The sequence below is a fragment of the Mycobacterium sp. NGS29 genome (assembly GCF_059812965.1).
Genome location: NZ_JCALDR010000002.1, coordinates 293,555 through 309,250, shown reverse-complemented (window position 1 = coordinate 309,250; position 15,696 = coordinate 293,555). Strand labels below are relative to the sequence as shown.

At 66.4% G+C, this 15,696-nt stretch carries 13 protein-coding genes, 3 tRNA genes and 1 pseudogene; 6 read left to right on the top strand and 11 right to left on the bottom strand.

All coding sequences use genetic code 11. The annotated features are described in order from the left end of the window. Positions 1-113: 113 nt before the first annotated feature. The 7 genes from AC5Y5Z_RS03895 to AC5Y5Z_RS03865 all read right to left on the bottom strand — a co-directional run bounded on the left by AC5Y5Z_RS03895 (position 114) and on the right by AC5Y5Z_RS03865 (position 2,153). Positions 114-186 (bottom strand) — tRNA-Trp (locus AC5Y5Z_RS03895). 117 nt (positions 187-303) lie between these two features. Continuing rightward, the gene (hadC, locus tag AC5Y5Z_RS03890) at positions 304-804 is read right to left on the bottom strand and encodes a (3R)-hydroxyacyl-ACP dehydratase subunit HadC (protein ID WP_463825757.1); all 501 of its coding nucleotides are present in this window, start codon (positions 802-804) and stop codon (positions 304-306) included. Positions 805-807: 3 nt separating this feature from the next. Next, complete coding sequence (hadB, locus tag AC5Y5Z_RS03885; protein WP_463825756.1) at positions 808-1,236, bottom strand: (3R)-hydroxyacyl-ACP dehydratase subunit HadB; 429 nt, start codon at positions 1,234-1,236, stop codon at positions 808-810. Continuing rightward, complete coding sequence (hadA, locus tag AC5Y5Z_RS03880) at positions 1,223-1,702, bottom strand: (3R)-hydroxyacyl-ACP dehydratase subunit HadA (protein WP_463825755.1); 480 nt, start codon at positions 1,700-1,702, stop codon at positions 1,223-1,225. The genes hadB and hadA overlap by 14 nt, the downstream gene beginning before the upstream one ends. 54 nt (positions 1,703-1,756) lie before the next feature. After that, complete coding sequence (rpmG, locus tag AC5Y5Z_RS03875) at positions 1,757-1,924, bottom strand: 50S ribosomal protein L33 (RefSeq protein WP_036352522.1); 168 nt, start codon at positions 1,922-1,924, stop codon at positions 1,757-1,759. Positions 1,925-1,969: 45 nt separating this feature from the next. Next, positions 1,970-2,043: transfer RNA gene (locus tag AC5Y5Z_RS03870), tRNA-Met, on the bottom strand. A 37-nt stretch (positions 2,044-2,080) separates the two neighbouring features. Continuing rightward, a tRNA-Thr gene (locus AC5Y5Z_RS03865) sits at positions 2,081-2,153 on the bottom strand. A gap of 174 nt (positions 2,154-2,327) precedes the next feature. On the opposite strand from AC5Y5Z_RS03865, the gene AC5Y5Z_RS03860 reads away from it, so the two are divergent. The 3 genes and pseudogenes from AC5Y5Z_RS03860 (at position 2,328) to AC5Y5Z_RS03850 (ending at position 4,726) form a co-directional block, all read left to right on the top strand. Further along, positions 2,328-3,044: an MBL fold metallo-hydrolase gene (locus tag AC5Y5Z_RS03860; protein WP_463825754.1), complete on the top strand. Its 717-nt coding sequence runs from the start codon at positions 2,328-2,330 to the stop codon at positions 3,042-3,044. Positions 3,045-3,161: 117 nt separating this feature from the next. Further along, positions 3,162-3,994, top strand: a pseudogene (locus tag AC5Y5Z_RS03855) (DUF8453 domain-containing protein); the annotation flags it as partial. A gap of 36 nt (positions 3,995-4,030) precedes the next feature. Beyond that, the gene (locus tag AC5Y5Z_RS03850) at positions 4,031-4,726 is read left to right on the top strand and encodes a crotonase/enoyl-CoA hydratase family protein (protein WP_499923675.1); all 696 of its coding nucleotides are present in this window, start codon (positions 4,031-4,033) and stop codon (positions 4,724-4,726) included. Between the two features lie 8 nt (positions 4,727-4,734). Here the strand turns inward: AC5Y5Z_RS03850 and AC5Y5Z_RS03845 are convergent, their stop codons facing one another. From AC5Y5Z_RS03845 to AC5Y5Z_RS03830, 4 genes are all read right to left on the bottom strand, one after another. Beyond that, positions 4,735-5,784 carry a patatin-like phospholipase family protein gene (locus AC5Y5Z_RS03845; protein ID WP_499923494.1) on the bottom strand — a complete coding sequence of 350 codons (1,050 nt, stop codon included), beginning with the start codon at positions 5,782-5,784 and terminating at the stop codon, positions 4,735-4,737. Between the two features lies 1 nt (position 5,785). Next, positions 5,786-6,241: a cyanase gene (gene cynS, locus AC5Y5Z_RS03840; RefSeq protein WP_473139356.1), complete on the bottom strand. Its 456-nt coding sequence runs from the start codon at positions 6,239-6,241 to the stop codon at positions 5,786-5,788. 41 nt (positions 6,242-6,282) lie between these two features. After that, positions 6,283-6,549: a hypothetical protein gene (locus AC5Y5Z_RS03835; RefSeq protein ID WP_463825982.1), complete on the bottom strand. Its 267-nt coding sequence runs from the start codon at positions 6,547-6,549 to the stop codon at positions 6,283-6,285. Positions 6,550-6,628: 79 nt separating this feature from the next. Further along, complete coding sequence (locus AC5Y5Z_RS03830; protein ID WP_473139357.1) at positions 6,629-7,144, bottom strand: nitroreductase family protein; 516 nt, start codon at positions 7,142-7,144, stop codon at positions 6,629-6,631. 219 nt (positions 7,145-7,363) lie between these two features. Between AC5Y5Z_RS03830 and recC the strand changes: the two genes are divergently transcribed. The 3 genes from recC to recD are packed head-to-tail and all read left to right on the top strand — an operon-like array spanning position 7,364 to position 15,683. Continuing rightward, the gene (gene recC / locus AC5Y5Z_RS03825; protein ID WP_499923489.1) at positions 7,364-10,636 is read left to right on the top strand and encodes an exodeoxyribonuclease V subunit gamma; all 3,273 of its coding nucleotides are present in this window, start codon (positions 7,364-7,366) and stop codon (positions 10,634-10,636) included. After that, positions 10,636-13,941 carry an exodeoxyribonuclease V subunit beta gene (gene recB / locus AC5Y5Z_RS03820; RefSeq protein WP_499923485.1) on the top strand — a complete coding sequence of 1,102 codons (3,306 nt, stop codon included), beginning with the start codon at positions 10,636-10,638 and terminating at the stop codon, positions 13,939-13,941. Before recC ends, recB begins: the two co-directional genes overlap by 1 nt. Beyond that, the gene (gene recD, locus AC5Y5Z_RS03815) at positions 13,938-15,683 is read left to right on the top strand and encodes an exodeoxyribonuclease V subunit alpha (RefSeq protein ID WP_499923482.1); all 1,746 of its coding nucleotides are present in this window, start codon (positions 13,938-13,940) and stop codon (positions 15,681-15,683) included. The genes recB and recD overlap by 4 nt, the downstream gene beginning before the upstream one ends. Positions 15,684-15,696 lie beyond the last annotated feature (13 nt).

Genomic DNA, 15,696 nt, shown 5'->3' with positions numbered 1-15,696 from the left:
CGTTCGTCAACTATTCCGCGCGCCGTACCTGTTCGACGGGTCACTGTTCCAGTGTCCACCATGGCACGGCACACCTGCGGTCCGGCTCCTCGCTCCAGCCGGGCCGGCCTCAGCAGGGGCGACAGGACTTGAACCTGCAACCTGCGGTTTTGGAGACCGCTGCTCTGCCAGTTGAGCTACGCCCCTTTACGGGCTTACACAACTCGCGCGCTCCCCGTGCGGTACTGCGAACCGACGGACAGCGCGCTTGTGATGGGAAAACCCGAGGTCCGAGTGTACATCGACGCAGGTCCCAGATACTAATTACGCGGTCCGGACGACCTGCCCGGTTTCCTTGTCCCACTTGAGCTGGATGGAGTTGTCCCCCTCGTGCCCCATCAGGGTCGTAAACGCCTCCAGCACCAGGTCGCCGTCCTGGTTGTGGCAGAAGTTCTTCGTGACGACGATGTCGGCACCGAAACGTTCGTTGACGGATTCGACGCGCAGGCTGCCGTACAGCTTGTCGCCGACCTTGATCTGCTTGTGGTAGACGAATCTCTGGTCGACCTGCACGATCTGCATCGTCTCAAAACCCACGTCGACGTTGCGGAAGAAATCGTCCTGGATCAGTTTCGCCAGGATCGATACGAAGGTCAGCGGGGCCAGAATCGCGTCGTAGCCGAGCTCGGCAGCCGCGTCCTCGTCGAAATTGGCCCGGGTGTCGCACTTCGTCGACCGTGCGAACTGCCGAACCTGCTCGCGGCCCACCTCGAAGTAGTCGGGGTACTCGAACGTCATCCCACGAATGTCGGTCTTGAGGGCCATCCGCTACGCCAGCTTCGCCGAGGCGATGGCCCGGCCGAAGATCTTCTTGCCACCGGTGGTGGCCGTCAGCGCGATGGTCACCGACTTGCTCTCGGGGTCGACGGACTTCACCCGGCCGCTGAACACCAGCTCAGCGCCCTTGCCGTCGTTGGGAACCGGGACGATGGCGGTGAACCGCACGTTGTACTCGGTAACCGCGCCGGGATCTCCCACCCACGACGTGACGTAACCGCCGCCGATGCCCATCGTCAGCATGCCGTGCGCGATCGCGGTGTCCAACCCGACCATCTTGGCGATCTCGTCGTCCCAGTGAATCGGGTTGAGGTCACCCGAGACACCGGCATAGTTGACCAGATCCTGGCGGGTCAGCGGGTAGATCCGCTCTGGGAGCTGGTCACCCACCTGCACCGAACTGAACTCACGCAGAGCCATCAGAAAATCCCTCTTCTCCGTCCTGACCGGCGCGGCCGGCCAGGGTTGTGTAGGTCTCTTGCACTGTCTCGCCGGCGTCGTTGGTGATGATGTTCTTGGTCACGATGATCTGAGTGCCGTGCGACTCACGCACCGAATCTACGTACACGTCGCAGTACAGCGTGTCGCCCGCCACAATCGGCTTCTGGAATTTCAGGATCTGGTCGATCTGGACGATCTTCTCGTCCGAAATCGCGATGTTGGCGTGGTCGAAGAATGCCGATTGCGCCTTGTATCCAAACACACAGATGAACGTCAGCGGAGCCGCCAGGCCGGAGTAACCCAACTCGGCCGCCGCGTCTTCACCGAAGAACACCGGGTCGTCGTTTTGGACGGCGCTGGCGTATTCGCGAATCTTCTCCCGCTCGACCACGTAATGGTCGGGGTAGCGATAGTGCATCCCGACGATGTCTGCGCTCAAGGGCACGGCTCTTGAACCTACCTAAATCTTCCGGATCAGTGTGAAAATTCCCCGCACGCGTCAACGCGTCTCGCGGTGCCCCTGATGCTTGCCGCAATTCGGGCAGAACTTCTTCAGCTCCAACCGGTCCGGATCGTTACGGCGGTTCTTCTTGGTGATGTAGTTACGGTGCTTGCACACTTCGCACGCCAAAGTGATCTTGGGCCGGACGTCGGTACTGGAAGCCATGACTTTGTTCTCTCAGGTCTCTCTCGAAGTGCCAATGTTGTCTTGTAGCGATGGCCGGACTCGAACCGGCGACCTAACGATTATGAGTCGTTCGCTCTAACCGACTGAGCTACATCGCCTCTGGTACGTGCCGTCCGCCTTGCTCGGCGTCCGCCGAGCCCCCTAACGGAATCGAACCGTTGACCTTTTCCTTACCATGGAAACGCTCTACCGACTGAGCTAAGGGGGCCGTTCACCCGTAGCGACCAGTCGTGCGGTGCGCTCTCAAGGGCCTAAAAGAGGGTACAACCTGGCCCACAGCGTCTCCAAACCGCCGGGCTGCGACAGCGCCGGCCGCGACCCCCGGCCGGGTGCGACCGCCACCGCACTCAGCGCGCTTGCCCGCTCCCCATACTCTGGTGACGTGCCAGATTCGGACCGTCTTTATTTTCGCCAGTTACTCTCCGGTCGCGACTTTGCCGCCGGCGACCCCATCGCGGCTCAGATGCGAAATTTCGCCTACCTGATCGGCGACCGCCAGACGGGCGACTGCGTGGTGGTGGACCCGGCGTATGCCGCCGGCGACCTGGTCGACGCGCTGGAAGCGGACGGCCTGCAGCTGTCCGGTGTCCTGGTGACGCATCACCACCCGGACCACGTCGGCGGCTCCATGATGGGGTTTGAACTCAAAGGGCTGGCGGAGTTACTGGAACGGGTGAGCGTGCCGGTGCACGTCAACACCCACGAGGCGGTGTGGGTCTCGCGGATCACCGGAATCCCGATGAGCGATCTGACCACGCACGAGCACCGCGACAAGATCAGCGTCGGCGACATCGACATCGAACTGTTGCACACGCCCGGACACACCCCGGGCAGCCAGTGCTTCCTGCTCGACGGACGGCTGGTCGCCGGCGACACGCTGTTCCTGGACGGGTGCGGTCGCACCGACTTCCCCGGCGGCGATTCCGACGAGATGTATCGCAGCCTGCAGCAACTCGCCGGCCTACCCGGTGACCCGACGGTGTTTCCCGGGCACTGGTACGCGGCCGACCCCAGCGCATCGCTGTCGACGGTCAAACGCACCAACTACGTGTACCGGCCCGCCAACCTGGATCAATGGCGCATGTTGATGGGCGGCTGAGCGCCGGGCGGCGAACACGGACAATCTTCTGCGCTCGGTCGATACGTCTGGCAGCAATACACAGCAAGCCCCTCTACGATCATCACAGCTACATCCGGTGAGCGAAGGGCGGGTTCCATGGGTTGGGTCCAAGGAAGCTGGCACGGGTTCGAGAACGTGGAGTCCAGTACCTGGTTGGCGTGGGCTGCCTGGGCGGCCCTGGCGCTCGGCGTCGTCGCGCTGATCTTCACCCACCGGCAACTGCAGCGCAATCGCGCGCTGGCCGCCGAAAAGACCCGGCCCTATGTCGCCATGCTGATGGAGCCGCATGTCGCGGACTGGCATGTCATCGAGTTGGTGGTGCGCAACTTCGGGCGCACCGCCGCGTACGACATCCGGTTCAACTTCCCCAACCCGCCCACCGTCGCGGAATACGAGAATGCCTCCGACGGCTACGCCGACGTGGTGGAGCTCCAGCTGCCGCACGAACTGCCTACCCTGGCTCCCGGCCAGGAGTGGCGGATGGTGTGGGATTCAGCGCTCGACCGTGCCGAGATCGGCCATGGTGTCGAATCCCGCTTCGAAGGAACGGTGGTCTACTACGACCGGCCGGAGCAGCCACGTGGCTGGAAGTTCTGGCAGCGCCCGCGTCGCGCGCTGCAGACCAGGGTGGTGCTGGACTGGGACGCCCTGCCGCCGGTGCAGCGCATCGAATTGATGACCACACACGACTTGGCGAAGCGGGAGAAGCAGAAGCTCGAGCTGCTGCGCACCTTGCTGACGTACTTCCACTACGCGAGCAAGGAAACGCGGCCCGAGGTGTTCCGCGGGGAGATCGATCGGATCAACCGCGCCGTGCAGGAGACCCAGGACAGGTGGCGGACCCGGCAGCTCGATGAGCCGACAGACGTCAGCCTGCGCTGGGGTGACGCAGAGAACGAGCTGGGCAAGCACCGCAGTCAACGCGTGTAACAATCGACTCCGTTGCCCCAGCGAAGGAGTCACCCATGAGCGGTCCGGTCGTCTACACCCATGATGAGAGCATCGGCGTCATCCGGATGGACGACGGCAAGGTCAACGCGCTGGGTCCCACCATGCAGCAGGCGCTCAACGACGCGATCGACCAGGCCGACAGCGACAACGTCAAAGCCCTGGTGATCACCGGCAACGAGCGGGTGTTCAGCGGCGGTTTCGACCTGAAGGTGCTGACCTCCGGCGAGGCGCAGCCAGCGATCGACATGCTGCGCGGCGGCTTCGAATTGTCGCATCGGCTGTTGTCCTATCCCAAGCCGGTGGTGATGGCGTGCACCGGTCCGGCGATCGCGATGGGCGCATTTCTGCTGTGCTCCGGTGACCACCGCATCGCCGCGCACGCGTACAACATTCAGGCCAATGAGGTCGCTATCGGCATGGTGATCCCCTGGGCGGCCCTGGAGGTCCTGCAGCTTCGGTTGACCCGGTCGGCTTACCAGCAGGCCACCGGCCTGGCCAAGACGTTCTTCGGGGAGACGGCCCTGGCCGCCGGGTTCATCGACGAGATGGCGTTGCCGGACATGGTGGTCGCGCGTGCCGAGGAAGCCGCACACGAGTTCGCCCACTTGCACCAGTCGGCGCACGCCGCGACCAAGTTGCGCGCGCGGGCCGACGCGCTCAAGGCGATCCGGGCCGGCATCGACGGGATCGAGAAGGAATTCGGCCTGTAGGTCGCCCGTTACTGGTACTGCCGGAATTTTTCGAGGTATTCCACCCAGTTCCACGTGGACAGGAACGTCTCGGCCGCCTGATATCCCTTGTCGTACAACGCTTCAGCGTCCTGGCGTGAGATGCCGAAGTCCAGGAAGTTGACCGCGGTCGAGTCGACGCGGATCACGCGGGCACTGACCCAGGGCTGGTTCAGATAGGTCTGGTCATGACCGACGAACATGGTGGTGATCAACTGCTCGAGCAACACCGACGGTGGTCCCAGTAGACGCAACGCGCTCACGCCCGGAATCATCTGGTCGTTGCCTTCGGGCAGATTGGGCACCACCGTGACGCCGAAGGTGGGCCAGCGCGGGGCCTTGCAGTCGAGCCGGTCGAAAGAGTCGATCGGAAAATTCGACAGCACACCGCCGTCCACCAGGGTCGAGGTGACTCCGGCAGCGCTCGTCAGCGTGACCGGGCGGAAGTAGAACGGAATCGACATCGACGCGCGCACCGCGTCGGCGACCAGTTGCTCGTCGGGATCCAGTCCGTACAGCCGTTCGTAGTCCCAGGGCAGCCGCACCAACTGCCCGGTGGTGATGTCGGTGACGGTCACGACCAGTCGGTAGCGGCGCTCGGCACTGATCTGCCGGTCGGTCAAGGCGAGGTCGCCGAACGTCGTCACACCCAGGTTCTTCAGCTCGCTGCGGATCCACTGATGCGCGAAATCGCCGCGATACAAACCACTTTCGCGTAGCAATCCCCAGGCCTGACCGACCACCGGCAGATGCCCGACCGGTCCGCTGTCGCGGAATTTCTGATACGGCAGAGTGAGTGCGATCTCCTTGAGCTGGTCGGTGGTCAGTGTGTCGCCGACGGACGAAGCGGCCAGGATCGATCCGACCAGCGAACCGGCGGAGACGCCGGAGACCCGTTTGACCGCGTATCCGGCGTCCATCAGGGCGACCACGGCCCCGACCAGTCCGACGCCTTTGACGCCGCCACCGGACAACACCAGGTCGACGGGCTTGCGACGCGCCGCCTTGGGCCGCTGGTCGGCCACCTTCTCGTTGGCCATGTCAATCGTGCGCCGAAGTCCATTGGTAGGGAAGGAATTTCCCATCGAACGTCACCACCACCCGGTCACCTGACGGGTGCGGCTTCTTCTGCAGGTCGACACTGAAGTTGATCGCGCTCATGATGCCGTCGCCGAACTGCTCGTGAATGATCTCTTTCAGCGCGCCGCCGTAGACCTGAAGCGCTTCGTAGAAGCGGTAGATGGTGGGATCGGTCGGCACGGCGGTGGGCAGTCCGCCGCGCATCGGGGGTGCCGCCAGCACCGGTATGGCCGACGCGTCCAGTCCCAGCAACTCGACCAGGATTTTGCCCAGTTCGGCCGGGACGGGGTGCTGACCGAGCAGCGCCGACGTGGTCCACAGCAGCGGTCTGTCGATGGCGTCGGCCAGCTGCTGCCAGCTCACCCCTTTGGCCAGGCGGGCAATCACGATCTGCTCGGTGATCTCGTTTCGGTCCATGGCCCCAGCATGCCCGTATCGATGTCCGGTCGTGGGACCGGTCAGTGCAAAATTTTCAGCGACATCAGGTAAACGCCGCCCAGCGCCAGCAATCCGAGCAGCGGCCAGACCACCACGATCTTGCCCCGGATCGACTGCACCAGCATGACCACCAGCGTGAGCAGTAGTGCGACGGGAACTCCGATCCACATGGTCAGCATCGCCGGGTACACGTGGTAGCTGGCGTCGCAGGCAGAATCGTGGCAGCCGTCGGTGGCCATAGCGAAGAACAGTGAGATCCAGACGGCTACCAGTCCGGCGGCCACCATCGCGGCGTAGAGCAGATAACCGATGACGTTCCAGACGGTCGTGCGGCGCGACCGAGTCCGCGGCTGCGGGTCCGTCGCCTCACCAGCGGCCACGATGGACAACCTCGTCGAACGGCCGTCGGTCCGGTTTGCGGATGGGCCGCAGCGGCCGGTCGGCGGGGTATCCGATGCCGAGCATGAACGCCACGAGGTGATCGTCCGGAACGCCCAGGATCGCCCGCGCTTTGTCCTGGTCCCCCACCGATGAATGCCCGGTGCCGATACCCAGGTCGGTAGCCGCGAGCATCATCGCCATGGTCGCCTGGCCCACGTCGTACTGGTCGATGACTTTTCTGCGCTCGTCCGGCGGAACCGGCACCACGAGCACGATGGCGGCCGCGGCCGATGCGATGTGACCGGCACCCATCCACACGGTCGAAAGTTCTTGCAGCACAGCGCGTTCGGTGACGATGACGAAGTCCCACGGCTGCCGGTTCTTGGCCGACGGCGCCCGCCACCCGGCCTCGGCGATGCGGTCCAGGTCGGTGTCGGACAACGACTCGTTCGTGTACTGACGAACATTTCGCCGCGCGCAGATGGCGTCCCAGGTCTCCATGACCTCATGCTGCCACGCGAGCCGCCCCCAGCGATCGCAAGCGCGGCGAAGCCGGGCGCAGCGGGTCGCGACCAGATAGCGCGAAGCGATCGCAAGCGCGGCGAAGCCGGGCGCAGCGGGTCGCGACCAGATAGCGCGGAGCGATCGCAAGCGCGGCGAAGCCGGGCGCAGCGGGTCGCGACCAGGCAGTGTCGCAGCGGCGGTCTATGGTGGCCCGCGATGGCGCTTCATCTTCACCGGGCTGAACGGACCGATCTGCTTGCTGACGGTCTCGGCACCCTGCTGACTGTGCCGCCGCCGGACCCGTTCGCCCAGGACCTGGTGTTGGTACCGGCCCGCGGCGTCGAACGCTGGTTGAGTCAGCGTCTGTCCCACCGGTTGGGCGCGGGGCCAGATCGCGGCGACGGCGTGTGCGCCGGGGTCGCTTTCCGCAGCCCGGCTTCCCTGATCGCTGAACTCACCGGCACCACCGACGGCGACCCGTGGTCGCCGGAGGCGATGACCTGGCCGCTCCTGCAGGTGATCGACTGCTCGCTGGACCAGCCGTGGTGTCGCACTCTGGCAAAGCATCTGGGTCACTTCGACGTTGGCGACGAGGCCGAGTTGCGCCGGGGGCGGCGGTACGCGGTCGCCCGCCGGCTGGCCGGGCTTTTCGCGTCCTACGCCCGGCAACGTCCCGGTCTGCTCGTCGACTGGCTGGACGGCGACGTCGGTGACCTCGAGGGTGACCTGGCCTGGCAGCCCGAACTGTGGCGGGCCCTGGTGGCGATCATTCCCGCCGATCCACCGCACGTCCGGCACGCCACAACGCTTGCTCGCCTGCGCGGCGGTCCCGCCGATCTACCAGCCCGGTTGTCTCTGTTCGGGCACACCCGGCTGGCGTGCACCGACATCGAACTGTTGGAGGCGGTCGCCACCCATCACGAGCTGCACCTGTGGCTGCCACACCCCAGCGATGAGCTGTGGCGGTCCCTCGCCGGCCGGCACGGTGCCATACCGCGGCGCGCGGACACCAGCCACCGCACGGTCGGCCACCCGTTGCTGGCGACCTTGGGTCGGGATCAGCGCGAGCTGCAACGGGGGCTGCCTGACCACCCCGCCACCGATGAGGCGCTGAGCGGTCCCGACCGGCCGGCCACGCTGCTCGGTTGGCTACAGGCCGATCTGGCCGCCAATGCTGTCCGGCCGGCAGGTCGCACGCTGGCCGACGACGACCGCTCGGTTCAGGTGCACAGCTGCCACGGCCCGGCCCGCCAGATCGACGTGTTGCGCGAGGTGCTGCTCGGGCTGCTCGCTGAGGACCCGACGCTGGAGCCGCGCGACATCCTGGTGATGTGTCCTGACATCGAGACCTACGCGCCGTTGATCGTCGCGGATTTCGGCCTCGGTGACGTGGTCGACAATCTGCATCCCGCGCACCGCCTGCGGGTGCGTCTCGCCGACCGCTCTCTGCTGCAGACGAATCCGCTGCTCGGCGTCGCATCGGAATTGCTGTCGTTGGCCGGGGGCCGGGCCACCGCCAGCGAGGTCCTCAATCTCGCCCAGGCCGCTCCGGTGCGCGCCCGGTTCGGGTTCGGCGACGACGATCTGGAGGACATCACCGGCTGGGTGCGGCAGTCCAACATCCGGTGGGGTTTCGATCAGGAGCATCGCCGACCGTTCGGCGTCGACTTCGTGCACAACACTTGGCGGTTCGGCGTCGACCGGATCCTGGCTGGTGTCGCGATGTCCGAGGCTTCGCGCGCCTGGATCGATTCGACGCTGCCGCTGGACGATGTCGGCAGCAACCGCACCGAACTGGTCGGCAAGTTCGCCGAGTTCATCGATCGGTTGCAGCGCGTGGTCGACTCGCTGACCGGCACCCGGCCACTGCGGGAGTGGTTGGCCGCCCTGTCCGGCGGCATAGCGTTGCTGACCCGCACCGAGGATGCTGACGCCTGGCAGACCAACCAGATGCAGAGCGAATTCGCCGACGTGCTTCGCACCGCGGGCGACCGGTCGGAGACCTCGCTGCAACTCACCGACATCCGCGCACTGCTGCAGCGTCACCTGGCCGGGCGTCCCACCCGCGCCAACTTCCGGACCGGCACCCTGACCGTGTGCACCATGGTGCCGATGCGTTCGGTCCCCCACCGGGTGATCTGCCTGGTCGGTCTGGATGACGGCGTGTTCCCCCGACTCGGTGTCGTAGACGGCGACGACGTCCTGGCTCGCCGCCCGTTGACCGGCGAACGCGACATCCGTTCCGAGGACCGTCAACTGCTGCTCGATGCCATCGGCGCGGCGACCAGCCATCTGGTCATTACCTACACCGGCGCCAACGAACACTCGGGTCAACGCCGACCGCCCGCGGTGCCGCTGGCAGAACTGCTCGACACCCTGGATATGACGACCAGCGCGCAGGTCCGCTCTCGGATAGTGGTCGAACATCCTCTGCAGCCCTTCGATGTCCGCAATGTGCAACCGGGCCGACTGGTGGCCGGGGTGCCGTTCAGCTTCGATCCGACCGTGCTGCGGGCGGCCCGGTCGGCCGCCGGAATACGGGGCCCGCAACCGAAGTTCATCGACGGACCGCTGCCCCAACCCCCACCCGCTGACGTCGTCCTGGCCGATCTGGTCGACTTCTTCAAAGATCCGGTCAAAGGATTTTTCCGCGCGCTCGTGTACACGCTGCCGTGGGACGTCGACGGCGTCCAGGACGCGATGCCGGTCGATATCGACGATCTCGAGGCATGGACGGTCGGCGACCGGATGCTGAACGACATCCTGGGCGGCATGGAACCGGACGAGGCGCGCAATGCGGAGTGGCGTCGCGGCACCCTGCCGCCCGGGCAGCTCGGCTGGCGCAAGGTGACCGAGATCCGCGGCCAGGCGGCTTTGCTGGCCGATGCAGCACGCGGCTATCGTCGCGGCGACGCGAGGGCCTACGACATCGACGTCGACCTCGGCTCCCGGCGCCTAACCGGCACGGTGCCGCAGGTGTTCGGCGATCGGCTGGTGCCGGTGAGGTATTCCAAAATCGGTGGCAAGCACCTGATCGAGTCGTGGATCCTGTTGTTGGGCCTGCTCGCTCACGCACCGGACCGGGACTGGTCGGCGGTGTGCATCGGCCGGCCGAAGCGCGGGACGACCCCGCGGGAGGAGGGCTTGGGGCGCCCGCAGGAGGTGGCGCCCGTCGAGGTGCTACGGGAGCTGGTCGCGATCTACGATGCCGGGCGCCGGGAGCCGATTCCGTTGCCGGTCAAGACTTCCTACGCGTGGGCGGCGGCCCGTCTCAGTCGCGAAGACCCGGTGACAGCGGCCCGGTACCGGTGGAAGTACGAGGTGGACGAGCCGGCTCAGGTGCAAGCCTGGGGCAGGAACGCGCCGCTGACCCGGCTGATGCAACCGTTGCGGCCCGGTGAGGAATGCGGTGCCGAGGACAACCGCCTGGGCGCCTTCGCCGCTCGCGTGTGGCTGCCCATGCTGCGCGCGGAAAGGCCGCCGGGGTGATGCAGGCATTCGATCTCTTGGGCCCGCTGCCCGCTGAGCGATCCACCACCGTGCTGGAAGCCAGCGCCGGCACCGGCAAGACGTTCGCGCTGGCCGGCTTGGTCACCCGCTATCTGGCCGAGGGCCGGGCCACCCTCGATGAGATGTTGCTTGTCACGTTCGGCCGGGCGGCCAGCCTGGAACTTCGCGAGCGCGTTCGCTGCCAGATCGTTGATGCGCTGCGGGCCTTCGACGATCCGGCGGCCGGCGACAACGAACTGGTGCAACACCTGGTGCAGGGCAGCGAGGAGGAGCGCCGCGAGCGCCAGCAACGGCTGCGCGACGCGCTGGCCGGCTTCGATGCAGCGACCATCGCCACCATCCATCAGTTCTGCCAGCTGGTACTGAAATCGCTCGGGGTAGCCGGCGATACCGATGCGGGTGTCACGCTGGTCGAAGACCTCGACGAACTGGTCACCGAGATCGTCGACGATCTCTACCTGGCGCATTTCGGTCGGGTGCGCGATGCTCCCGCACTGACCTATTCCGACGCACTGCGCATTGCGCGCAACGTGGTCAACAACCCGTGCACGCAGCTTCGTCCGCTCGACCCGCAGCCGGGCACTCCGGCCGCATCGCGGGTGGATTTCGCGAAAGATGTGCTGGCCGAATTGGAGAAGCGCAAACGGCGGCGCGGCATACTCGGCTACGACGACCTGCTCAGCCGGTTGGCCGAGGCGCTGGACGCCGAGGAGTCACCGGCCCGCGCCCGCATGCACCAACGCTGGCCCATCGTCATGGTTGACGAGTTCCAGGACACCGATCCGGTGCAGTGGCAGGTACTCGAACGTGCATTCAGCGGGCGGTCCACGCTGATCCTGATCGGCGACCCGAAACAGGCGATCTACGCCTTCCGTGGCGGTGACATCGTCACCTATCTTCGTGCGGCACGGACGGCGGGCGACAGACGGACGCTGGCCACCAACTGGCGCAGCGACCGGGCGCTCGTCGATCGCCTGCAGGCCGTGTTGGGTGGTGCCGAACTCGGTGACCCCGCCATCGTGGTCCACGAGGTGCAGGCGTATCACCAGGGCCACCGTCTGGCCGGGGCCCCCAGGAACGATCCGTTCCGGCTTCGGGTCGTACAACGGAACACGCTGGGCCGCAGCGGTGTTCAGAACCTGCCGATCGACGTCCTGCGGGAACACATCGGCCGCGATCTGGCCGCTGACATCGGCGCGCTGTTGGCGAGCGGGGCGACCTATGACGGTCGGCCGATCGCGGCCCGCGACGTCGCGGTGATTGTCGAGACGCACAAGGACGCCCGCGCCTGTCACCGCGCACTGACCGAGGCAGGCATCCAGGCGGTGTACACCGGTGACTCGGACGTGTTCAGCTCGGCGGCCGCCGACGACTGGTTGTCCCTGTTGGAGGCGTTCGATCAGCCGCACCGGCCCGGCGTGGTCCGCGCTGCCGCTGCGACGATGTTCTTCGGTCACACGGCAGCCGATCTCGCTGCCGGTGGTGATGCGCTGACCGACCGGGTAGCCGACACCCTACGGGAGTGGACGGACCACGCCCGGGAGCGCGGCGTCGCCGCGATCTTCGAGGCCGCGCAGCGCAACGGCATGAGCGACCGCGTGCTGTCGTGGCATGGTGGTGAGCGGCACATGACCGACCTGGCGCACGTGACCCAACTGTTGCAGGAGATTGCCCACCGCGAGCGCTATTCGCTGCCCGCACTGCGGGACTGGCTGCGCGACCAGCGTGACGAGCGGGGTGGTGCCAGCGAACGCAAACGCCGGATCGACAGCGATGCCGCCGCCGTCCAGATCATGACGGTGTGGGTGAGCAAGGGTCTGCAGTACCCGGTGGTGTATCTGCCGTTCGCGTTCAATCGCAATATCCGGGAACGCGACCTGGTGTTGTTCCACGACCAGGGTGTGCGCTGTCTGCATGTCGGTGGCAAGGACAGCCCGGATTTTCCCGTCGTCGAACAGCTGGGCAGCAAGGAAGCTGCCAACGACGACAGCCGGTTGACCTACGTCGCGATGACCCGAGCCCAATCGCAAGTGGTGGCCTGGTGGTCGCCGGCGTTCGACGAACCCAACGGTGGTCTGTCGCGGCTGTTGCGCGGGCGGCGGCCCGGAGAAACGGTGGTTCCGGACCGTTGCACGCCCGCGAAGATCAGCGACGAGGATGCCTGGGCCCGCCTGCAGGAATGGGAGACCGCGGGCGGGCCGGTCGTGGAGGAATCCGTGATCGCCTCGGTCCCAACGATGTCCGAACCGGCGCCGCCGTCGGATCTTGGGATCCGGCACTTTCATCGCCCGATCGACACCGCGTGGCGGCGTACCTCTTACTCGGGGCTCATCCGGGTCACCGAGAAGACGGCAGCCACGGGTGTGAGCAGTGAACCGGAGACCACCGAGCTCGATGACGAAGCCGGTGACATCCCCCTCGTTGCTGCGGCACCCGCATCGGAGGTGCCCTCACCCATGGGTGCGCTGCCCACCGGTGCCAGGTTCGGCACGCTGGTGCACGCGGTCTTGGAAACCAGCGATCCGTTGGCGGTCGACCTCGCCGGTGAGCTCGAGGCACAGATCCAGACGCACTCGGTGTGGTGGCCGGGGGAGGTGCCCACCGGTGAATTGGCTGCGGCCCTGGTCCCGATGCATGACACTGCGCTGGGTCCGCTGGCCGACGGTTTGACGCTGCGGCAGATTGGTCTGCCGGATCGGTTGCGAGAGTTGGATTTCGAGTTCCCACTGGCCGGTGGCGATGGTCGCGGCACCGCGACTGATATCCGGCTCTCCGATGTCGGACTGCTGCTGCGGTCGCATCTTCCTGCCGACGATCCGCTGGCCTCCTATGCCGACAGGCTCAGCGGTGAAGCGCTGGGCGGGCAGTCACTGCGCGGATATCTGAGTGGTTCGATCGATGCCGTGCTGCGCATCCCCGCCGGCGGGATGCATCGCTACCTGGTCGTCGACTATAAAACCAATTGGTTGGGCGATCCGGACCGACCGCTGACCGCCGCGGACTACACGCCGACGCGCATGGCCGCGGCAATGCTGCATTCCGATTACCCGCTGCAGGCATTGCTGTACAGCGTTGTGCTGCACCGGTTTCTGCGCTGGCGGCAACCGGGATACGATCCGCAGCGGCATCTCGGTGGCGTGCTGTATCTGTTTGTGCGCGGGATGTGTGGCCCCGCCACGCCGGTGATGGACGGCCATCCGGCTGGGGTGTTCAGCTGGGCGCCGCCGGTCGCGCTGGTGACGGCGTTGTCCGATCTGCTCGACGCACGCCGGGAGATGGCATGACGAATCCGTCGGAAATTCTCGACCCCACCGACCGTCGGCAGGCTGTCAGCGCGACCGGCCTGCTGCGCACCTTCAACGACGCCAGCGTCATCGAATCCGCGGATGTCCATGTGGCGCAACGGCTCACGACGATGTCGGGGGAAACCAATCCGTCCGTCGCGCTGGCGATCGCGTTGGCGGTCCGGGCGCTGCGCGGTGGCTCGGTGTGTGTCGACCTGACGTCGGTCGAAGCCCAGGTGGGCGTCCCCGACCTGCCTTGGCCCAGTGCAGTCGACATGATCGCGGCCGTGCTGGCCAGCCCGCTGACCCAAAGTCCGACGGCGCTACGGGTTTACGACGACCGTCTGTTGTATCTGGACAGATACTGGCGCGAGGAACAGCAGGTCGCCCAGGACTTCACTGCGCTGCTGGCCGCTCGCAGTTCGCAACATCCGCCCGGCATTGAGCGGTTGTTCCCGTCCGGCTACGAAGAACAGCGGGCGGCCGCACGCATTGCCCTCGGGCAGCGCCTCACGGTCCTCACCGGAGGACCGGGGACGGGAAAGACGACCACGGTGGCCCGGTTGCTGGCGCTGTTCGCCGAACAGGCGGAGCGGGACGGCAGGCCGCGGCTGCGCATCGCTCTGTCGGCACCGACAGGCAAGGCGGCCGCCCGGCTCAACGAGGCGGTGCAACTGGAGATCGACAAGTTGGATGCTGCTGACCGGCAACGCGTCTCGGGCCTGCGGGCAACCACCTTGCACCGCCTGTTGGGTAGCCGTCCCGATACCTCGTCGCGTTTCCGGCATCACCGCGGCAACCGGTTGCCCCACGATGTGATCGTCGTCGACGAGACCTCGATGGTGTCGCTGACGATGATGGCGCGCCTGCTGGAGTCGGTGCGCCCGCAGGCGCGGCTGCTGCTGGTGGGTGACCCGGATCAGCTGGCTTCGGTGGAAGCCGGTGCGGTACTGGCCGACCTGGTCGACGGGCTCGGCCCGCGCGACCACGCGCTGGCGGCGTTGCAGACATCGCACCGGTTCGGTGAATCGATCGGCGAGCTGGCGTCGGCGATCCGGTCGGGTGACGCCGACCTGGCGATCGACGTGCTCCGGGCCGGCGGGGATCACATCGAGTGGCTGGCCACCGACGACGCTCCTGAGCGGCTGCGAAATGTGCTGGTGCCACACGCGGTTCGGTTGCGCCAGGCTGCCGTGCTCGGCGATGCACGAGCCGCGCTGGCCACGCTTGACGAACATCGGTTGTTGTGCGCGCACCGGCGCGGGCCGTTCGGGATCGCGCACTGGAACCGTCAGGTCGAACGGTGGCTGGCCGAGGCGACGGGCGAGTCGATCTGGTCGTCGTGGTATCCCGGCCGGCCGGTGCTCGTCACCGCCAATGACTATGGGCTCGGCGTGTACAACGGCGACATCGGGGTGACGGTGCTGAACAGCGAGGGCCAGCTACGGGCCGTCATCGCCGGCGCCGGCGGTTTGCTCGACTTCGCAAGCAGCAGGCTGTCGGACGTCGAGACTCTGCATGCCATGACCATTCACAAGAGCCAGGGTAGCCAGGCCGACGAGGTGACTGTGCTGATGCCGCAGGAGGATTCGCGGCTGCTCACCCGGGAGCTGTTCTACACCGCGGTCACGCGCGCCAAGATAAAGGTGCGGGTAGTCGGCGGCGAGGCCACGGTTCGTGCCGCCATCGAGCGGCGCGCAGTGCGGGCCAGTGGGTTGGCGCTTCGGCTGCGGGCCACTTAGCGGCTACGCAGAC

Coding starts and splice junctions, on each gene's coding strand:
- hadC (WP_463825757.1), bottom strand. CDS start 804: ATGGCCCTCAAGACCGACATTCGTGGGATGACGTTCGAGTACCCCGAC.
- hadB (WP_463825756.1), bottom strand. CDS start 1,236: ATGGCTCTGCGTGAGTTCAGTTCGGTGCAGGTGGGTGACCAGCTCCCA.
- rpmG (WP_036352522.1), bottom strand. CDS start 1,924: ATGGCTTCCAGTACCGACGTCCGGCCCAAGATCACTTTGGCGTGCGAA.
- AC5Y5Z_RS03850 (WP_499923675.1), top strand. CDS start 4,031: ATGAGCGGTCCGGTCGTCTACACCCATGATGAGAGCATCGGCGTCATC.
- AC5Y5Z_RS03845 (WP_499923494.1), bottom strand. CDS start 5,784: ATGGCCAACGAGAAGGTGGCCGACCAGCGGCCCAAGGCGGCGCGTCGC.
- cynS (WP_473139356.1), bottom strand. CDS start 6,241: ATGGACCGAAACGAGATCACCGAGCAGATCGTGATTGCCCGCCTGGCC.
- AC5Y5Z_RS03835 (WP_463825982.1), bottom strand. CDS start 6,549: ATGGTGGCCGCCGGACTGGTAGCCGTCTGGATCTCACTGTTCTTCGCT.
- AC5Y5Z_RS03830 (WP_473139357.1), bottom strand. CDS start 7,144: ATGGAGACCTGGGACGCCATCTGCGCGCGGCGAAATGTTCGTCAGTAC.
- recC (WP_499923489.1), top strand. CDS start 7,364: ATGGCGCTTCATCTTCACCGGGCTGAACGGACCGATCTGCTTGCTGAC.
- recB (WP_499923485.1), top strand. CDS start 10,636: ATGCAGGCATTCGATCTCTTGGGCCCGCTGCCCGCTGAGCGATCCACC.
- recD (WP_499923482.1), top strand. CDS start 13,938: ATGACGAATCCGTCGGAAATTCTCGACCCCACCGACCGTCGGCAGGCT.